This window comes from Streptomyces telluris, assembly GCF_024519335.1.
GTDB lineage: Bacteria > Actinomycetota > Actinomycetes > Streptomycetales > Streptomycetaceae > Streptomyces > Streptomyces telluris.
In genome coordinates this window covers 62,880-80,475 of record NZ_JANIID010000038.1, presented here as the reverse complement: position 1 = coordinate 80,475, position 17,596 = coordinate 62,880, and the positions used below count along the sequence as shown (strand labels likewise).

14 protein-coding genes are annotated in these 17,596 nt (G+C 74.8%); 4 read left to right on the top strand and 10 right to left on the bottom strand.

Annotation, left to right across the window (positions count from 1 at the left end):
• Positions 1-76: 76 nt before the first annotated feature.
• Together NQU55_RS30900 and NQU55_RS30895 are read right to left on the bottom strand one after the other, a co-directional pair.
• Positions 77-916, bottom strand: coding sequence for an ATP-grasp domain-containing protein (locus NQU55_RS30900; RefSeq protein WP_256791559.1), 840 nt, complete (start codon positions 914-916; stop codon positions 77-79).
• Positions 913-1,827, bottom strand: coding sequence for an ATP-grasp domain-containing protein (locus tag NQU55_RS30895; protein ID WP_168094861.1), 915 nt, complete (start codon positions 1,825-1,827; stop codon positions 913-915). Before NQU55_RS30895 ends, NQU55_RS30900 begins: the two co-directional genes overlap by 4 nt.
• 437 nt (positions 1,828-2,264) lie before the next feature.
• Here NQU55_RS30895 and NQU55_RS30890 point away from each other — a divergent pair, with 437 nt between their 5' ends.
• A complete protein-coding gene (locus NQU55_RS30890) occupies positions 2,265-4,736 on the top strand; it encodes a SpoIIE family protein phosphatase (protein WP_168094860.1) in 2,472 nt (823 codons plus the stop codon).
• A 30-nt stretch (positions 4,737-4,766) separates the two neighbouring features.
• Here NQU55_RS30890 and NQU55_RS30885 read toward each other — a convergent pair whose 3' ends face one another.
• From NQU55_RS30885 to NQU55_RS30870, 4 genes are all read right to left on the bottom strand, one after another.
• The gene (locus NQU55_RS30885) at positions 4,767-5,291 is read right to left on the bottom strand and encodes a DUF4142 domain-containing protein (protein WP_168094859.1); all 525 of its coding nucleotides are present in this window, start codon (positions 5,289-5,291) and stop codon (positions 4,767-4,769) included.
• A 172-nt stretch (positions 5,292-5,463) separates the two neighbouring features.
• Positions 5,464-7,032, bottom strand: a complete 1,569-nt coding sequence (locus NQU55_RS30880; protein WP_168094858.1) for an alpha/beta hydrolase — start codon at positions 7,030-7,032, stop codon at positions 5,464-5,466.
• A 22-nt stretch (positions 7,033-7,054) separates the two neighbouring features.
• A complete protein-coding gene (locus NQU55_RS30875) occupies positions 7,055-8,506 on the bottom strand; it encodes an MFS transporter (protein WP_168094857.1) in 1,452 nt (483 codons plus the stop codon).
• 18 nt (positions 8,507-8,524) lie between these two features.
• On the bottom strand, positions 8,525-9,208 hold the full coding sequence (locus tag NQU55_RS30870) for a TetR/AcrR family transcriptional regulator (RefSeq protein ID WP_256791558.1): 684 nt from the start codon (positions 9,206-9,208) through the stop codon (positions 8,525-8,527).
• 49 nt (positions 9,209-9,257) lie between these two features.
• On the opposite strand from NQU55_RS30870, the gene NQU55_RS30865 reads away from it, so the two are divergent.
• Entirely contained in the window at positions 9,258-10,835 is a 1,578-nt protein-coding gene (locus NQU55_RS30865) for an FAD-dependent monooxygenase (protein WP_168096282.1), read from the top strand.
• Between the two features lie 10 nt (positions 10,836-10,845).
• Here the strand turns inward: NQU55_RS30865 and NQU55_RS30860 are convergent, their stop codons facing one another.
• The 3 genes from NQU55_RS30860 to NQU55_RS30850 form a co-directional block, all read right to left on the bottom strand.
• Entirely contained in the window at positions 10,846-12,123 is a 1,278-nt protein-coding gene (locus NQU55_RS30860) for a sensor histidine kinase (protein ID WP_206330092.1), read from the bottom strand.
• 35 nt (positions 12,124-12,158) lie between these two features.
• Complete coding sequence (locus tag NQU55_RS30855; protein WP_206330093.1) at positions 12,159-12,926, bottom strand: hypothetical protein; 768 nt, start codon at positions 12,924-12,926, stop codon at positions 12,159-12,161.
• Positions 12,927-13,100: 174 nt separating this feature from the next.
• Complete coding sequence (locus NQU55_RS30850; RefSeq protein WP_256791555.1) at positions 13,101-13,481, bottom strand: DUF937 domain-containing protein; 381 nt, start codon at positions 13,479-13,481, stop codon at positions 13,101-13,103.
• A 215-nt stretch (positions 13,482-13,696) separates the two neighbouring features.
• Between NQU55_RS30850 and NQU55_RS30845 the strand changes: the two genes are divergently transcribed.
• Positions 13,697-15,967, top strand: coding sequence for a terpene synthase family protein (locus NQU55_RS30845; protein WP_206328870.1), 2,271 nt, complete (start codon positions 13,697-13,699; stop codon positions 15,965-15,967).
• 30 nt (positions 15,968-15,997) lie between these two features.
• Here the strand turns inward: NQU55_RS30845 and NQU55_RS30840 are convergent, their stop codons facing one another.
• A complete protein-coding gene (locus NQU55_RS30840; protein ID WP_168090930.1) occupies positions 15,998-16,564 on the bottom strand; it encodes a CGNR zinc finger domain-containing protein in 567 nt (188 codons plus the stop codon).
• A gap of 86 nt (positions 16,565-16,650) precedes the next feature.
• Between NQU55_RS30840 and NQU55_RS30835 the strand changes: the two genes are divergently transcribed.
• Positions 16,651-17,580: a phosphotriesterase family protein gene (locus NQU55_RS30835; RefSeq protein WP_168090932.1), complete on the top strand. Its 930-nt coding sequence runs from the start codon at positions 16,651-16,653 to the stop codon at positions 17,578-17,580.
• The last annotated feature ends 16 nt before the right edge of the window (positions 17,581-17,596 follow it).

Genomic DNA, 17,596 nt, shown 5'->3' with positions numbered 1-17,596 from the left:
CCCGCCGGGCAGGGCGGCGGGGGTTACGCGCCGTCGCGGCGGAAGCAGCCCCCCGCCACGACCGGAAGGCGCGGCGTCAGGCGACCTGTTCGGTCGTGGCGGGGGCCGGGGTGCGTGGGTGGTGGGTGCCGCCGGCCGTGCGGAGGGTCAGGTCCGCCAGGGCCTCGGGGGCGCCGTCCTGGCCGCGGACGCCGGGGAAGGCGTTGACGTCCACGATGAGGGGGCTTCCGGCGACGTCGAGCAGGTCGACGCCGTACACGTCCAGGGCGAAGACCTCTCCGACGCGCCGCACGATGTCGAGCCAGCCCGCGGGCAGGGCGTCGGTGCGCAGGGGTTCGGTGCCGGTGCGGACGGGGCCGGCGAGTTCCGAGCGGCGCAGTCCGGCGAAGACGTGGTCGCCGACGACCCACAGTTTGTGGTCCCAGCCGTCGTTGGGGGTGAAGCGCTGCACCACGACGGGTTCGTCGCCCCATTCGGCCGCGAGCACGGCGAGCCGTACGGGGTCGTCGACGCGGGCCACCAGGTCGTGGCGGCGGCTGTGGCGGCTCTTGATCACGACCGGGTAGGACATGTCGCCGCGGGCGGCGAGGTCTGCCAGGGAGGGCTCGGTGGCGGTGGCCACGAAGGGGAGCCCGGCGCGCAGGGCCACCTCCGCCATGGCGGTCCGGTCCTGGCACCGCCCGGTGGACGCGGCCGAGTTCAGCACGGGCGCCCCGCGCTCCTCGAGGCGGCGGGCGAAGGCCAAGGCGCGCGGGGTGCGGGTTTTGAGGAGATAGACGTCGGCGAGCTCGCCGGGCCCGGGGTCGGGCGCGTGCGCGGGGTCGAGCGCGTCGACGCGGTGGCGGGGCGTCAGCAGGCCGGTGGCGGCCGCCAGCAGCGGGTGGTCGGGGGCAGGGGTGAGCAGGCCTATCCTCATGCGTCGCCGCCGAGGGGGCCGCCGGCGGGCGAGGACGGCTGCGCCGACAGCAGGGCGCCGGCGCCGGCCGCGGCGGCGCGCGGGCGGGTTCCTCCCGCGTCGGCGAGCCGCAGGATCGCCCAGGCCACGCGGGCGACCGCGTCCGGGACCTGACGGAAGCTGGGGAAGTCGTTGACGTCGACGACCACGGGCCCGTCGGGGCCGAGGACGACGTCCACGCCGTACAGGTCGAGGCCGAAGACCTCTCCGACGCGTGCGGCGATGGCGGCGACCTCGGTGCCGAGCGGCACCTGCCGCTCGCTCGTGGGCTGGTCGGGGTGGAGGGGGGAGCAGCGCTCGGTGGCGTAGAGCTCGCCGTCGACGCAGTAGACCTTGAGGTCGACGCCGGAGTTGGGGACGTAGGGCTGGGCGATGAGCATGCCGCCGCCCGCGCCGGGTTCGTCCCGGGGCGCCTGGTGCGCGAGCCGGTCCGGAGAGGGCACGAGGCGCACGGACCGGCCGGAGCTGCCGTCGGCGGGCTTGACGACGAGGGGGTACTCGGCGGCGGGCACCTCCGCGAAGTCCTCGATGCGCATGGCCGCGTAGGTCACGGGGACGGGCAGGCCGTGGGCCTCCGCGGCCACGGCGGCGAGGGCCTTGTCGCGCACGCCGCGGATGGCGCGGGCGTCGTTGACGGTGGTGAGTCCGGCGCCGGCCGCGGCTTCGAGGAGGGTGAGTCCGGGGCCGCCGGAGACCGTCTTGAGGATCCAGGCGTCGTGCCGGCCCGCGCGCACCGTCTCGGAGAGCCTGAGGAGCGACCCGCCGGGCCTGAGCACGTCCACCCGGTGGCCCCAGGACCTGAGTTGGCGGATGACGTCCACCGGCATGCCGTCGTGCCGGTACTGCTCCTCCACCAGGAAGCAGAGTCTCATTGGTGCATCCTCGTAATCCCCGGACATCCGCCGAGTGTGCGTCCGGCAGAACTGTGACGGCTCAGGATGTCATGCGTGACGGGGCGGACATGTCGGGGGCTGTCTCAATTCCGTAGCAAACCGATCATGCGCAGTCCGTTTTTCTCCGTATCCGACCGACTGATTCCCCGTCGGATACGGCCGACCCTGCGCAGGACGGCGGACGGACGGCGCTGCAGCGGGGCTACGCACACCGCGCTTCGATTGGCCGGCACAACGGCCTCGGCGTGGCCGGATCGCATCCCGTCCGCCTCGCCGGGCCGCCCGGACCACCACGACAGTTCGAGGGGAGATAGATGCTTCAGTGCCGATTAGTGCGGGAAAGATAGCTACAGCCTGAATTATGAGGGTGGCAGGCGGCCTCACCGTACGCCGCCCGCCGGACGAGATGACCATCGATGGACGCGAATTCCGACCCCCTCTCCCCCACGGCGACGGTCCCGGTCGCCGCCGTCGACGCGCAAGGCACCGTCACCCTGTGGAGCCCCGCCGCGCGGCACGCGCTCGGCCATGCGCCCGAGGAGGTCATCGGCCGCCCCGCCGCCGCCCTGCTCGCCGCGCCCCTGCCGCCCCCGGCCCTGCGGGCGCTCACGCGGACCGCGCCGTGGAGCGGCGCCCTCACGGCCCGCCACCGGGACGGCGGGGCGGTGCGGGTCACCGTGCGGGCACACCCCTGTCCGGAGGGCGACGGCCGCGTGCAGTGGGTGCTCCTCGGCGCCGCTCCGCAGGGTGCCCCGCCCGGCGAGCCGGACACCGTGGTCCAGGAGGCGGCGCGCAAGGACGCCGCTCTGAAGGAGTGGGCCTACGTGCAGTCCCCGATCGCCACCGCCGTCTACGACCGCGACCTGCGGCTGACCGGTGCGAACGGCGAGATGGTGCGCCTGTCGGGCCGCCCCGAGGAGGCCATGCTGGGGCTGCAGCTCACCGAGATCTTCCCCGGCGCCCCCTTCGACGAGTTCGGCCGCCTGATGGCGGAGGTGCTGCGCACCGGCGAGACCTTGCGCACGGACACCTTCTTCCGCGCGCCCGGCCAGCCCCGCGAGCGCGCGTGGGCGACGTTCTTCACCCCGCTCAAGGACGGCGAAGGCCGCGTGCAGGGCGTGTCGATAGCGGCACTGGACCGCACCGAGCCGCACCGCGCCCGGCAGCGGCTGGCGATGGTCAACGACGCGGGCGCCCGCATCGGCACCACGCTGGACGTCGGGCGCACCGCCGAGGAGCTGGCGGACGTCACCACAGGCGCGTTCGCGGACCTGGTCAGCGTCGATCTGCTCGACTCCGTCCTGCACGGCGCGGACGCGGCCGGTGGATCCGGTGGGGGCCCGGGCGACGCGGGCGCCGGAGGGCCGGGCGCGGAGCGGGTGCGCCGGGCGGCCGCGCGGTCCGTGCTCGACGGCCTCTCCGGGGAGCCGGGCGGCGCCTTCTCCTACGCGCCGCACTCCCCGCCCGCCGAGGCGCTCGCCTCCGGCCGGCCCTCCTTGCACCGCGCTGAGGCGGCGGCGATCGCCGCGTGGGCGGACGGCGGCGGCCCCGCCCTCGCCCGGTGCCTGGGCGGCGAGGGGGCCCACTCGGTGCTCGCCGTGCCGCTCGGGGCGCGGGGCGCCACGCTCGGCGTCGCCCTGTTCGTCCGGTACCCGGGCACGGAGCCGTTCGACGCGGACGACCTCCTGCTGGCCGGGGAGATCGCGGCGCGGGCCGGCGTGTGCGTCGACAACGCCCGCCGGTACGCGGTGGAGCGCTCGGTCGCGCTCACGCTCCAGCGCAGCCTGCTGCCCGGGCGGCTGCCCGAGCCGACGGCCGTCGAGGTCACCTCGCGCTATCTGCCCGCCGGCGCCCAGGCCGGCGTCGGCGGGGACTGGTTCGACGTCATCCCGCTGTCCGGCGCCCGGGTCGCGCTCGTCGTCGGCGACGTCGTCGGGCACGGGCTGCAGGCGTCGGCCGTCATGGGCCGGCTGCGCGCGGCCGTGCGCACACTCGCGGACCTGGACCTGCCGCCGGACGAACTGCTCACCCACCTGGACGACCTGGTGGTCCAGCTGGCCCAGGACCAGGCGACGGAGCGGGTGCCGGGCGCCGTCCGGGAGACGGGCGCGACCTGCCTGTACGTGGTGTACGACCCGGTGTCGCGCTCCTGCGTCCTGGCCCGGGCGGGCCATCCGGCCCCCGTGCTGGTGACGCCCGGGGGCACGGCCCGCTTCCTGGACATCCCCGGCGGCCCGCCGCTGGGGATGGGCGGGCTGCCCTTCGAGTCCACCGAACTGCAGCTGCCCGAGGGCAGTCTCCTCGCGCTGTACACCGACGGGCTGGTCGAGAGCCACGACCACGACATCGGCGCGGGCCTGGACGGGCTGCGCACGGCCCTGTCGGGTCCGGCCGCGCCCCTGGAGCAGACCTGCGACGCCGTGATGGACGCACTGCTGCCGCGCCGCCCCGAGCGGCCCAAGGACGACATCGCGCTGCTGCTCGCCCGCACGCGCGCGCTGGACGCCTCGCAGGTGCGCAGCTGGGACCTGCCGGCGGAGCGGTCCACGGTCGCCGAGGCGCGCAAGTTCGCGTCCGAGCAGCTGACGGCCTGGGGGCTGGAGGAGCTGGGGTTCACCACCGAACTGGTCGTCAGCGAGCTGGTCACCAACGCCGTCCGGCACGCCTACGCCCCCATCCGGCTCCGGCTGATCCGCGAGCGGTCCTCGCTGATCTGCGAGGTGTCGGACGCGAGCAGCACCTCGCCCCGGATGCGCCGGGCCCGGGTGACGGACGAGGGCGGGCGGGGACTGCTGCTGGTGGCGCAGCTGACGGAGCGCTGGGGCACGCGCTTCACCGCGGAGGGGAAGACGATCTGGGCCCGGCAGCCGCTGGCCGCCGCCGGGTGAGCCCCGGGGCGGCCGGCGGCGGACCGGGGGTCAGCGTTGCTTCTGACACGCCTGCACTCTCTTGAGGTGGTCGGCGATCACGGGTCTCGCCATGCGGGCGGCTTCGCGCACGTCGGCGTTCTGACCCCGGGAGATCTCGTCGTCGAGCATCTTGAGCGCCTGGACGTGACCGGCCGCCGCCAGCTTGAGCCAGAGCCGGTCGTACTCACGCGTGTGCGCCTTCTTCTGAAGGTTCTTCAAGTCCCTGCGCTGCTCGTCCATGGCCCGGTCGGGCAGGGTCACCCGCAGGCGCTTGGCCAGGTCCGTGACCTTCTTGTCCAGCCGGGTGTGGTCCCTGACGAGGATCTCCCCGGTCTTCTTGACGCACGAGGTGGTGGCGTTCTTCTTGACGTCCTTGCCCATGGCGATCTCGCTGAGGCCGCCCTGGTGGGCCATCGCCAGGAAGGAGCCGTCCTTCGCCGCCTCCGTGTCCGTCTGGGCGAGCGCGACGCCCGCCGGTCCCGTCACCATGGCGAGGGCTGCCGCTGCGGCCGTGAACCGGTGTCCCATACGCATCCTGCACGCTCCGTTCGTCATCGGCCCGCGGCGGCTCGCCCGGCGCGGGACGGCATTCGGTGGGACGTACGTGGCGACGCCCCCACGGAGCTGATGCCTGCCCCCGGCCGGGGCGCGCCGCATCAGCGCGCCCCGCAGTCCCCTCCAATGGAGCAGGGCGGCTGCCGGTGCGTCAGGTGCAGCGGGTGCGGTCGGCCGGCAGCGTCCCGTCCAGGAGGAAGGAGTCGATCCTGTCGTTGACGCACTCGGCGTCCGGTGAGCCGTAGACGCTGTGACCGCCGCCGGTGTCCGTCATGGTGACGGCCGAGGGGCCGACGGCCCGGGCCATGCGGCGCAGCCACTGCACGGGGGTGGCGGGGTCGAATTCGGAGGTGTGCAGGAGGATCTTGGGGGCGCGGGGCGCCGCGACGGCGTGGGAGCCGTCGTCGCCGGCCTGCGGCCAGCCGGTGCACAGGGCCATGTCGGAGGCCAGGACCGGGCCGAAGACGGGTGAGGCGTCGGCGAAGTCGTCGTAGGCGTTCGCGACCTGGCCGGCGGTGTAACGGCCGGCGGAGTCGGCGCAGTTGACGGCGGCCCGCGCCGCCCCGGATCCGTCGTGGCCGTCCCCGGTCCTGCCCTCGGCCCGGGCGGCCTCCTCCTCGGCCATGTGCGCGGACTCGCCCGGCGGCAGGTGGTAGACGATGGACGCGAGGAGGTTGGGCGCCTCGGGCAGGCCCCCGCGGGAGCGCAGCAGGCCCATGGTCCGCGTCACGGCGGTCTCCCGGTCGAGGGTGCGGCCGTTCACCCAGGGCAGGGGCTGCTCGTCGAGGCGGTCGAAGGCGGCGGTGACGTTCTCCATGGCCCGGTCGGTGTCGGAGCCGAGGATGCAGTCCTCGTCGCCCCGCCTGGTGCAGATCTCCACGGCGTGGCGCAGGGCCTTGTGGTAGGCGGCGGCCCGGGCGAGGGTGGTCCGCCTGGCGTCGGGCGACGGGTCGTCGACGCCGTCCATGACCATGCGGCCGACCTTCTCCGGGAAGCTGTGGGCGTAGGCGGCGCCGAGCCGGGTGCCGTGGGAGTAGCCGAGGTAGTGGAGCTTGTCCTCGCCGAGGGCGGCGCGGAGCACGTCCAGGTCGCGGGCGGTGTTGACGGTCCCGACGTGGGGCAGGACGGGTCCGGAGCGCCTGCTGCACTCCTCCAGGCCCTTGGCCCGGTCCTCGATGCGGTCGGCGAGTCCGCCCCGGGCGCCGGAGTCCTCGTCCGCGCCGCGGGCCGCCCGCAGGGCGGCGCCGCGGGGGCCGCAGCGGACCGGGGAGCTGGCACCGGTGCCGCGCGGGTCGAAGGTGACGAGGTCGTAGCGGCCGCCGGCCTTGCTGAAGCCGTCCGGGCCGCGGGCGCCGAGCCGTACGAGCCCGGACTCGCCCGGTCCGCCGAAGGACAGGACGAGCGAGCCGAGGCGGTGGTCCTGGTCCTTGGTGCGGTAGCGCATGAGGGCGAGCCGCAGCTCGCCCTTGGCGGGGTCGGCGTAGGTGTAGGGCACGGTGAGCCGGGCGCACTCGGGTGTGCCGGGGGCGTGCCGCGTCTCGTTCCTGATCGTCTTGTCCTGGTCCCGGGAGCAGGGCTCCCAGGAGATCTCCTGGTCGTAATAGGGGGTCAGGTCCGGCCGGCCCGCCGCCTCGTCACGGCTCGCACAGGCGGTCAGGTTGCAGGCCAGCAGAGCGGCGGCGAGGGGCAGGGAGAGGGAGGGTGCGAGTACGGGCCTCATGCCGCGGACGGTACTTGGCCTGCTAACCGCCGGCGTCCCCGGCGGCTCGTCCGGGTGACGGGCCCCGGCGTGTCGGCCCGAGCCACGCGGCGGCCGCGACGAGCAGCGCGGCGGCCAGCAGGACGGCCACGGCGCGGTGGGGGCCGGCGGCGCCGGAGTGGTGGAGCGCGAGGGTGACCAGGGCGATGCCGAAGGCCGTTCCGAGGCCGCGGGCCATGTTGACCAGCCCGCCCCCGGTGCCGGAGGACGCCGCCGGGATCGCCCCCATGACCAGGGCGTTGTTGGCGGGGGTGAAGGCTCCGAGCCCCAGGCCGAGGAGGGCGAGCAGCGGGACGAGGGGGCCCGTGGTGAGCGGGAGGACGAGCATGGCGGCCAGGGCGGCGACCGCGACGGCCGCGCCCAGCAGGCAGCGGCTCCGGTCGCCCAGGGCCTTGGGCAGGACGCGCTCCGCGCAGGTCGCGGCCAGGGCGAAGCCGGCCGGAAGGGCCGTCAGGACCAGCCCGGCGTACAGCTCGGAGGAGCCGGCGCCGGTGAGCACGACGGGCACGAGCACGAGGGGGCCGAAGAGGACGAGGTAGGCGCCGAGCGCCGCGGCGAGGCCGGTGGAGACGGCCCGGCGCCGCAGCAGGGCCGGGTCGACGAGGGGGTGGGCCGCCCGGCGTTCCCGCAGGACGAAGCCCCGGGCGGCGGCCGCGGCCAGGGCGAACAGGGCGGCCACGGCCCAGGCGGGCACGGTCAGTCCGGACATCATGGACAGGGCCAGCAGCAGCGCGGTGGTCGCGACCGCCAGAAGTACCGGCCCGAGGCGGTCGGAGCCCGCCGCGGGGCTGCGGGTGCGGGTGCGGGGCAGCAGGTACTGGCCGGCCACGAGGGCGGCCACGCCGACGGGGACGTTGACCGCGAAGACCCAGCGCCAGCCGAGCCCGGCCACCAGCGCGCCGCCGACGGTCGGGCCGAGGGCGAGCCCGAGGGCCTGCGCCGCGGCCTGGACGCCGAGGGCCGCGCGCATCTTCGCGCGCGGCGCGCTGGTGGTCACCAGGGCCACGCTGTTGGCCTGCATCATCGCGGCTCCCGCGGCCTGCAGCACGCGGAAGGCCACGAGGACGGCCAGGGACGGGGCGAGGGCGCAGGCGGCCGAGGCGGCGGTGAAGACGAGGAATCCGTAGAGGTAGAACAGCTTGCGGCCGTGGGCGTCCGCGAGCCGGCCGACCGGTACCAGCAGGGCGACGAGGGTGAGGAGGTAGGCCAGGGAGACCCACTCGACGGCGGCCAGCGAGGCGTGGAACTCGCTGCGCAGGCCGCCGTAGGCGAGGGTGACGATGCTGGCGTCGAGCTGGCCCATGAAGGCGCCGAAGCAGACGGTGGCCACAGCGAGCCGCCAGCCCCCGGCCCGGGTGCGTATGCGCTCCGGGCGGGGCCGTTCCTTGACGAGGGCCGCGGTCCACGGCCGGGTGCGGCGGGGATGCGGAGGCATGCGGCCGAGGCTACAGCGTCAGCAGGTCCCGGGCCCGCGGGCCGGACCGCCGAGCGCCTGCAGCGCCGTCTCCAGGGCGTCGAACGTGGTCTCGATGAGCGCGCGGTGGCCGGGGGCGGCGTCGTCGGCGCGCTCGCCCGCGAGCAGCCGGGCCATGGTGGTGGCGACGACGGTGCGGTAGGCGGTGACGGTGAGCGCCGCGGTCAGCCTGGGCACCGGGTCGCCGGGGCGGGCTCCGGTCGTCTCTGCGACGGCCTGCGCGAGGGCCTCCTCCAGCTCCTCGACGCCTTCGCGGACGCGGGCGCGCAGGGCGGGCGAGTCCAGGATGACGCGCCAGAACGCCGGGAAGGTGTCGCCCAGCCCGCCGAGGGGGTGGCGTGCTTCGGCGAGTTCGAGGAAGAGGCGGCGGACGGGCGCGGCGGCGGTCTCGCCGGGGCGCCGTTCGCGGACGGCCCGGGTGAAGAGGGCGAGCGCTTCCGGGATCCGGTCGAGGTAGAGGTCCTCCTTGCGCGCGAAGTGGTTGAAGACCGTCATCGTGGAGACCTCGGCGGCCTCGGCGACCTCCGCGACGGTCACCTTGTCGAAGCCGCGGGCGGCGAAGAGCTGCGTGGCCACGTCGGAGATCCGCTGCCTCGTCCGCCGCTTCTTCCGTTCGCGCAGGGAGAGTCCGTCGTCGGGGCCGGGAGCAGGGTGGGAATCCATGAGGAAAACTATATCCGCCATAAACTTTTAGTCGCTATAGTCACTGCCCATGGACACGGACTACGACGTTGTGGTGGCGGGAGCGGGCCCGGTCGGGCTGACGCTGGCGTGCGAGCTGCGGCTGGGCGGGGTGAGCGTCCTCGTCGTCGAGCGGCTGGCCGAGGTCGACACGACCATCAAGGCGGGGGCCATCAACACCCCCTCGGCGGAGGCTTTCTACCGGCGCGGCCTGCTGCCCGCCCTGGCCGCCGTCCAGGAGGAGAACCTGGAGCGCATCAGCGGGTTCATGGCGCAGCGGCAGGGCGGCCGCGGCGGACCGGTGACGATGCCGCCCAGGTTCGCCGGGCACTTCGCGGGCATCCCCCTCAAGGGCCGTCTGCTGGACGCCTCCGACCCCGACTTCACCGGCGCCGGCCCGGCCGGGGACATAGGTTTCATCCCCCAGGAGCCCCTGGAGCGGCTGCTCGGCGGGCGCGCCGCGGAGCTGGGCGCGGAGGTGCGCCGCGGCGTGGAGCTGACGGGCTTCGAGGCGGACGACGAGGGCGTCACCGTGCACGCCGGCGGCTCGGCGATCCGCGCGGGCTGGCTGGTGGGCTGCGACGGCGGCCGCAGCACCGTCCGCAAGCTCGGCGGGTTCGCCTTCCCCGGCACCGACCCGTCCATCACGGGACACCAGGCGATGGTGGAGATGGAGGGCGCCGAAGCCCTGGGCAAGGGCTGGAACCGGACGCCGACGGGCACGTACGCGCACGGTCCGTTCCCCGGGCGCATCCTCACCGTCGAGTTCGACGGGCCGCCCGCCGACCGCGACGCTCCCGTCACCGCCGGGGAGTTGCAGGCCTCCCTGCGCCACGTCTCCGGCACCGACGTCACCGTCACCGCCGTGCACACGGCGACCCGCTTCACCGACAACGCCCGGCAGGCGGCCGACTACCGCTCGGGCCGGGTGCTGCTGGCCGGCGACGCCGCCCACGTGCACTCGCCGTTCGGCGGCCAGGGCCTCAACCTCGGCATCGGCGACGCGATGAACCTCGGCTGGAAGCTCGCCGCCACCGTGCGCGGCTGGGCGCCCGAGGGCCTGCTCGACACGTACACCGCCGAGCGGCACCCCATCGGGGCGTGGGTGCTGGAGTGGACCCGGGCCCAAGTGGCGCTGATGCGGCCCGAGTCCCACGCGCAGGCGCTGCGCGAGGTGGTGGCCGAGTTCTCGGACACCGTCGCCGGCACCACCTTCTTCGCCAAGAAGATCTCCGGAGTGTGGCAGCGCTACGACGCCATGGCCGCACCCGGCGACCACCCGCTCGTCGGCGGCAGCGCCCCGGACCTCGAACTCGCCGACGGCAGCAGGCTCGCCGACCACCTCCACGACGGCCGCGCCCTGCTCCTCGACCTCGCGGACGCGCCCGCGATACGGGCCGCCGCCGAGGGCTACGGTGACCGGGTGTCGGTGGTGACCGCCGCGGCGCCGGGCCGCCCGGAGCTGGCGGGGCTGCTGGTCCGCCCGGACGGCTTCACGGCGTGGGCCGCGGACACCCCCGCGCCGACGGCGACCGATGCCCTCGGCGGCGCGCTGGCCCGGTGGTTCGGCACGCGCACCGCCCTGCCCACCGGGCCACGGGCGGCCTGACCGGCGGCCCCTACTCCGGCTCCTCCGGCCTGTCCTCGTACTCGGGCAGGCACAGGGTGGTGAGCGCCCCGCCGTCGGGGGCGTTGGCGAACGTCAGCTCCGCGTGGATGGTGCGGGCCTGGCCGACGGCGATGGTCAGGCCCAGGCCGTGGCCCTTGGTGCTGGTGCTCGTGGGCTCGGTGCGGAAGCGCTGGGGGCCGTGTTCGAGGAGGTAGTCCGGGTAGCCCTCGCCGTGGTCGCGGATGGAGACCACGGGCCCGTCGACGGTGACGACGACGGGCGGGCGGCCGTGCCGGTGGGCGTTGACGAGCAGGTTGCTCAGCACCCGCTCCAGGCGGCGCCGGTCGGTCTCCACGCACGCGTCCTTCAGGACCCGCACCTCGGCCTCCATCCCGGAGGCGCGCACGGCCCGCTCGGCCAGCCGCCCCAGCAGGTGCGCGTCGAGGTCGGCCTTCTCCGTCAGGGAGTCGAGCCGGGAGATCTCCAGCAGGTCCTCGGTCAGGCGGCGCAGCGTCTGCACCCGGTCGCGCACGAGCTCGGTGGGCCGGCCCGGCGGCAGCAGGTCCGCGGCAGCCTGCAGGCCGGCGAGGGGGGTGCGCAGTTCGTGGGCCACGTCGGCGGTGAAGCGCTGCTCGCTCTGCAGCCGGGCCTGCAGGGTGCCCGCCATGGCGTCGAGGGCCGCGGCGACGGCGGCGACCTCGTCCTGCTCCCGGGCGGGGCGGGTGGTGCGCGGGTCGGCGACGCGGGCGTCGAGGTCGCCGGCGCTGATGCGGCGGGCCACGTCGGCGGTGCGGTGCAGCCTGCGGGTGACCCGCGAGACCGCGAAGACGCCGATGAGCAGGGTGCCGCCGATGGCGAGCGTGGCGGAGCCGGCGATGGCCCGGTCGAGGCCGTCGATGGTGTCCTTGCTGTGCCGGTAGTCGAAGCGGGCGGTGATGACCCCGGCGTCGGCGGGCCCGGCGGCCCACATGGTCGGGGCGCCGTCGTGGTCGCCGAGGGCGGTGCCGCGCTCGCCGCGCAGCGCCATCTCCTGGAGCCGCCGCGGGAGGTCGGGCGGGTTCAGGGCCGCGGGGCGGTGCATGGGGTCGCCGGACGCGTAGGCCTTGGTGGCGGCGTCGAGCCGGGACAGGGCCTCGGAGCGGGCCTGGTGGACGGTCTGCCGGGTGACGATGACGTGCACGAGGACGCCGAGCACGGTCGCGACGACGCAGCACACGACGGCGAGGAAGAGCGTGAACTTCCCGTAGAGCGAGCCGAGGCGGGAGAGTCTGCGGAGGCGGGCCCTCAAGCCCCGCAAGCCCCGCAGGCCCCGCGGCCGGGCGGTCACCGGCGGCGCTCCGGGTCGCGCGGGGTGGCCGGTGCGGCGCCGGACTCGGCGCGGCGGATCTCGTAGCGCCGGAAGTCCATGTAGTGGTTCTGGGTGTTCCAGGTGTAGACCGAGCGCAGGGCGTAGTGCGGCGTCGTCCACGGCTCCCAGACGATCAGGTCGCGGCCGGCGACCTCGACGGACGAGGGCTGGGCGACGGTCGACAGGACGCGGGTGAGCACCCCCTTGACGAGGGTGTAGGCGCGCAGCGAGAGGAAGTGGTCCTCCATCTCGATGCCGACGATGAGGTCCTGGCGGCCGTCTCCGGTGAGGTCGCTGTAGACGGGCTTGCGGATGGGGCAGTCCCGCTGCTGCTGCCGCGCCGAGGAGCACGACGAGGTGACCTTCGCGGCGGTCGCGTCGTCGAGGGCGTCGGCTCCCGTGACGCTGTTGCGGTTGGCCGTGACCTCGGCCTTGACCGCGGCGTAGGCGTCCACCTTGTGGATGTCCCCGGAGGGGACGGGCGCGACGCCGGGGACCTTCGTGGCCGTCTCGCCGTCGTGCTGCGGGCCGCTCGGCGACGGGGCCGGCGTCGCCTGCGGCCACAGTCTGGAGGGGGCCGAGGCGGGGGCCGTCCGGCCGGCGCCGACGGGCTCGCCCGCACTCGCGCACCCGGTCACCGCCGCCGCGAGCACGGCCAGCGCACCGAGCGCCCGCAGGGCGCGCCGGCGGGAGGCGGCACGCGGCACGGCGCTCCCGGCGTCGGGGCAGGTGGATCGGGGCACTCGGCGGTTCCATCGTCGGCTGGCGGCGGCCCCTGTCCGGGGCCCGGGATACGCCACGATGTTATGCGAGCCGCACACCGTGCCCTCCGGGCCCGCCGCAGGCCACGGCCGGGAGCCCTGCCGCAGGAGGTGTCCGCGGCGGCCCCGCGGACGGCCCCCGCCCGGCCGTACGGTCTACCTCTTCCTTCCCCGGCGCTTGGCGATGGTGGTCATGACGACCGGCAGGAGCAGTTCGAGCGCCCGGGTGACCTGGGCGACCGGCAGGCCGGTGCGTTTGGCGACGGTCTCGGCCACGGGGCCGGTGATCTTCCCGAGGACGCCGGACATCAGCCCGCCGCCCAGCCCGCCCCCGAGGCCGCCGAACCCGCCCGCGCCGGCTGCTCCGGCCGGGGTCGCGCTCGCCTGGCGGGTGAGGTCCTCGGGGAGGGCGGCGACGGTCTCCCGCACCATCCTCGTCGCCCCGTCCGCGTCGGTGCCGAGCTCTCCTGCGAGCTCCTGGATCCTGTCCTCACCCAGCTCGTCCAGTACGTCCTGCTGCAGCGCTTCATCGCCCATGAGGCCGACACTACGCGGGCCGAACAGATCTCGGTACGCAAGGTAGTGCGGCGATCACCGTGCGGAACGGCGCGCGCCCCCGCGCCGGGGCCCGCGGAAGCGGCGGCACCGAACTCAAGATCCTTAAGCGGCCGGGCCCGGGCTTTCACCTCATTGAGGGGAAATATGACCTTCCGATCTACCTGTCAGGGGCACGCGAACTAGCGTGGGCGGCCATGTCGCACCCTTTCGCTCTCCCCTCCTTCTACATGCCGTATCCCGCGCGCCTCAATCCCCACGTGGAAGGCGCCCGGGAGCATTCCAGGGCCTGGGCCCGCGAGATGAACATGCTGGAGGGCTCCGGCATCTGGGACGAGGCGGACCTGGACGCGCACGACTACGCCCTGCTGTGCGCGTACACCCATCCGGAGGCGTCCGGCCCGGTGCTCGATCTCGTCACCGACTGGTACGTCTGGGTGTTCTTCTTCGACGACCACTTCCTCGACGTCTTCAAGCGCACCGGTGACATGGCGGGCGCGAAGGCCTATCTCGACCGGCTGCCGGCCTTCATGCCGCTGGACGCCGGCGAGACCCCCGAGCCCACCAACCCGGTGGAGGCGGGCCTCGCGGACCTGTGGGCGCGCACGGTCCCGTCGATGTCGAAGGACTGGCGCCGGCGCTTCATCGAGAGCACGCGGCACCTGCTCGACGAGTCGATCTGGGAACTGTCCAACATCAACGAGGGCCGCGTCGCCAACCCGATCGAGTACATCGAGATGCGCCGCAAGGTGGGCGGCGCCCCCTGGTCGGCCAATCTCGTCGAGTTCGCGGTGAGCGCCGAGGTCCCCGAGGCCGTCGCCGCGAGCCGGCCGATGCGGGTATTGAAGGACACCTTCGCCGACGGCGTGCACCTGCGCAACGACCTCTTCTCGTACGAGCGGGAGACCGGGAGCGAGGGCGAGATGGCCAATGCGGTCCTCGTCCTGGAGCGGTTCCTGGGCTGCGACACCCAGCAGGCGGCCGACACCGTCAACGACTGGCTCACCTCCCGGCTCCAGCAGTTCGAGCACACCGCCCTGACCGAGCTGGCGCCCCTCTTCGAGCTCCACGGCCTGGACCCGCAGTCCCGCCTCGACGCCTTCGCCTACGTCAAGGGGCTCCAGGACTGGCAGTCCGGCGGCCACGAGTGGCACATGCGCTCCAGCCGCTACATGAACGACGCCCCGGGCGGGGAGGTCAACGCCCCCGGGGCGCTGCTCGCCGGGCCGCTCGGGCTGGGCACCTCCGCGGCACGGATGTTCACCTCGATCGCGGCGACGGCACCGGCGCGCCTGCGCCGCTACACCCACGTGCCGTTCCAGGCCGTGGGTCACCTGCCGCTGCCGGACTTCCCCATGCCGTATCCGCTGCGGCTCAACTCCCACCTCGACGCCTCCCGCCGGAACAACATCGCGTGGGGGCACCGCACGGGGATGCTCGCCCCGGACCCCGCGCTGCCCGGCTCCGGGCTGTGGACCGACGAGAAGCTCGCGGACTACGACTTCGCGCTGTGCGCGGCAGGCCTCCACCCGGGCGGAACCCCCGGGGAACTCGACCTGGCCACGGACTGGCTGGCCTGGGGCACGTACGGCGACGACTACTACCCGGTGGCCTTCGGCGGGCAGACGGGAGCGGCCGGCATGGCCGCGGCGCAGGCGCTCACCGACCGGCTGCTGCTGTTCATGCCGGTGGACTCCCCCGTCACCCCGCCCCCTGAGCACGTGATGGAGATCGGACTTGCCGACCTGTGGGCCCGTACCACCGCGGCCATGACCGAGGAGGAGCGCGCCGGCCTCCACGCCGCCGTCAAAGCGATGCTCGACGCCTGGCTGTGGGAGCTGTGGAACCAGAAGCAGCACCGCATCCCCGACCCGGTGGACTACATCGAGATGCGGCGCCAGACCTTCGGCTCCGACATGACCCTGATGCTGTGCCGCAACGGCCTCGGCGCGGCGCTGCCGCCGGAGATCTACCGCACCCAGCCGGTCCGGGCCATGGAGAACGCGGCCATGGACTACGCCATCCTGATGAACGACATGTTCTCGTATCAGAAGGAGATCGAGTTCGAGGGCGAGATCCACAACGCCGTCCTGGTCGTCGAGAACTTCTTCGACTGCGGGCGCATGGAGGCGCTGGGCATCGTCGCCGACCTCCAGGCCTCGCGGATGCGGGAGTTCCAGCACGTCGTCGACCACCAGCTGCCGGTCCTCGCCAAGGACTTCGGCCTCGGCGAGGAGGCGCGGGCGGCGCTCGGACAGTACGCCCAGGAGCTGCAGGACTGGATGGCCGGGATCCTCAACTGGCACCGGGAATGCCGCCGCTACGGCGAGGAGGACCTCCTGCGTCACAAGGGCGCCCCGCCACCCGTCACCCCGCCCTTGGGCACCCCGACCGGCCTCGGCACCTCGGCAACGCGCCTGCCGGCCCTGCTCCGCGCTCCCGCGGGCGGCGCGCAGCCGGTGGGGTGACCTGACGTCACCGTGCGGGGGAGGCGTCGGTCACTCCCCCGCGCGGCGGCGCTCGCGGAGGGCGCGGACGCGGCCGCGGCTGGCACAGGCCGGTGACGGGCACCAGCGGCGGCGGCCCGTGGGGTTGGCGAAGACGCCGCGGCAGTCGTGCTCGGGGCAGACGGCCAGGGTGCGGCGCTCGGGGCCGGTGAGGTGATCGGCGGCTTGGCGGGCGATGCGGGCGAGGGCCTCTCCGGTCGTGGCGGGCGGCTCCCGCAGCAGGCGGTCCGCCGCGACGAGCCGTACGGGGTCGCGCTCCTCGCCGAGGAAGCGGGTGAGTTCCCCGACGGCCGCGGCCGGCGGTGGCTGCCCTTCCGCGACGGCCAGGGCGAGGGGGCGCAGGGTCTCCCGCAGGGCGTGGGCCTGCCGGAGGTCCGCGGTGCCGGGCGGCCGGGCCGGTGTCAGCTCGCTCCGGTCGAGCCACTCGGCCAGGCGCTCGGGCGTGGCCAGGCGCTCGACCGGGTCGGCGCTGAAGTGGCGGCCCCTGGTGGCGAGCAGGTTGAGCCAGCCCGCTCCGCAGTCGAAGCGGAAGGCCAGGCGGTCGTCCTCGTGGGTCATACGGGCATCGTAACGGCTCACCCGTTACAGTGATCACGGTGATCATGTAACGGGTGAGCCGTTACGCATGGAGCGGAGGAGACGCCATGGGGCCCGTCATACGGACCGTTCTGGGGGACGTACCCGCGGAGGAACTGGGGGTCTGCGACGCGCACGACCACCTCTTCCTGCGCAGTCCCCGGCTGCCGGGCCAGGAGCTCGACGACGTGGAGGCGGCGGGCGCGGAGCTGCGTGCCTTCCGGGAGGCGGGCGGGCAGGCGGTGGTGCAGTGGACGCCCCGCGGCATGGGGCGCCGGCGGGCCGATCTCGCGGCGCTGGCATCAGCCACGGGAATGCACGTGGTCGCCGCCACGGGGATGCACCAAGCGGTGCACTACGAGCGGGAGCGTCTGGACCGCGACCGGGACCGGCTGGCGGAGCTGTTCGTCCGGGACCTGACGCAAGGGCCGGTCCGCGCCGGGCTGATCAAGGTCGCCGGGGGCTTCCACGGCCTCGACGGGCACGCACGGCACGTGATGACCGCCGCCGCCCGGGCGCACCACGCGACGGGGGCGGCGATCGCCGTCCACCTCGAACTCGGCACGGGCGCCCTGGACGTGCTGGACCTGCTGTGCGGGGAGCTGGGCGTGCCGGCGGACCGGGTCGTCCTCGGCCACCTCAACCGCTCCCCCGACCCGCGCGTGCACCTGCGGGCGGCCGGGGAGGGGGCCTTCCTCGCCTTCGACGGGCCGTCGCGCGCCCATCACGCCACGGACTGGCGGCTGTTCGACGCGCTGACGGCCCTCGCCGGGGCGGGCCACGCCGAACGGATCCTCCTGGGCGGGGACACCACGACGGCCGCCGCGCGCTCGGCGGCGGACGGCCCGGGCATGCCGTACCTGCTGCGCGGGCTTCGGCCCGCCCTGACGGCAGAGCTGGGCGAGGACTTCGCGCGGCAGGTGTTCGTCGCCAACCCGGCCCGTGCCTTTGCGGCCGAGTGGCGGACGGAGGCTTCCACTGGCAACGCGGTCGGGTGACGGCGGGCCGTCCGCG

What these genes read in the sequence shown, in the direction of transcription:
- NQU55_RS30850 (WP_256791555.1), bottom strand. Translation starts at nt 13,481, where the DNA reads ATGGGCGATGAAGCGCTGCAGCAGGACGTACTGGACGAGCTGGGTGAG.
- NQU55_RS30840 (WP_168090930.1), bottom strand. Translation starts at nt 16,564, where the DNA reads ATGACCCACGAGGACGACCGCCTGGCCTTCCGCTTCGACTGCGGAGCG.
- NQU55_RS30835 (WP_168090932.1), top strand. Translation starts at nt 16,651, where the DNA reads ATGGGGCCCGTCATACGGACCGTTCTGGGGGACGTACCCGCGGAGGAA.
- NQU55_RS30885 (WP_168094859.1), bottom strand. Translation starts at nt 5,291, where the DNA reads ATGCGTATGGGACACCGGTTCACGGCCGCAGCGGCAGCCCTCGCCATG.
- NQU55_RS30845 (WP_206328870.1), top strand. Translation starts at nt 13,697, where the DNA reads ATGTCGCACCCTTTCGCTCTCCCCTCCTTCTACATGCCGTATCCCGCG.
- NQU55_RS30880 (WP_168094858.1), bottom strand. Translation starts at nt 7,032, where the DNA reads ATGAGGCCCGTACTCGCACCCTCCCTCTCCCTGCCCCTCGCCGCCGCT.
- NQU55_RS30890 (WP_168094860.1), top strand. Translation starts at nt 2,265, where the DNA reads ATGGACGCGAATTCCGACCCCCTCTCCCCCACGGCGACGGTCCCGGTC.
- NQU55_RS30875 (WP_168094857.1), bottom strand. Translation starts at nt 8,506, where the DNA reads ATGCCTCCGCATCCCCGCCGCACCCGGCCGTGGACCGCGGCCCTCGTC.
- NQU55_RS30895 (WP_168094861.1), bottom strand. Translation starts at nt 1,827, where the DNA reads ATGAGACTCTGCTTCCTGGTGGAGGAGCAGTACCGGCACGACGGCATG.
- NQU55_RS30870 (WP_256791558.1), bottom strand. Translation starts at nt 9,208, where the DNA reads ATGGATTCCCACCCTGCTCCCGGCCCCGACGACGGACTCTCCCTGCGC.
- NQU55_RS30865 (WP_168096282.1), top strand. Translation starts at nt 9,258, where the DNA reads ATGGACACGGACTACGACGTTGTGGTGGCGGGAGCGGGCCCGGTCGGG.
- NQU55_RS30900 (WP_256791559.1), bottom strand. Translation starts at nt 916, where the DNA reads ATGAGGATAGGCCTGCTCACCCCTGCCCCCGACCACCCGCTGCTGGCG.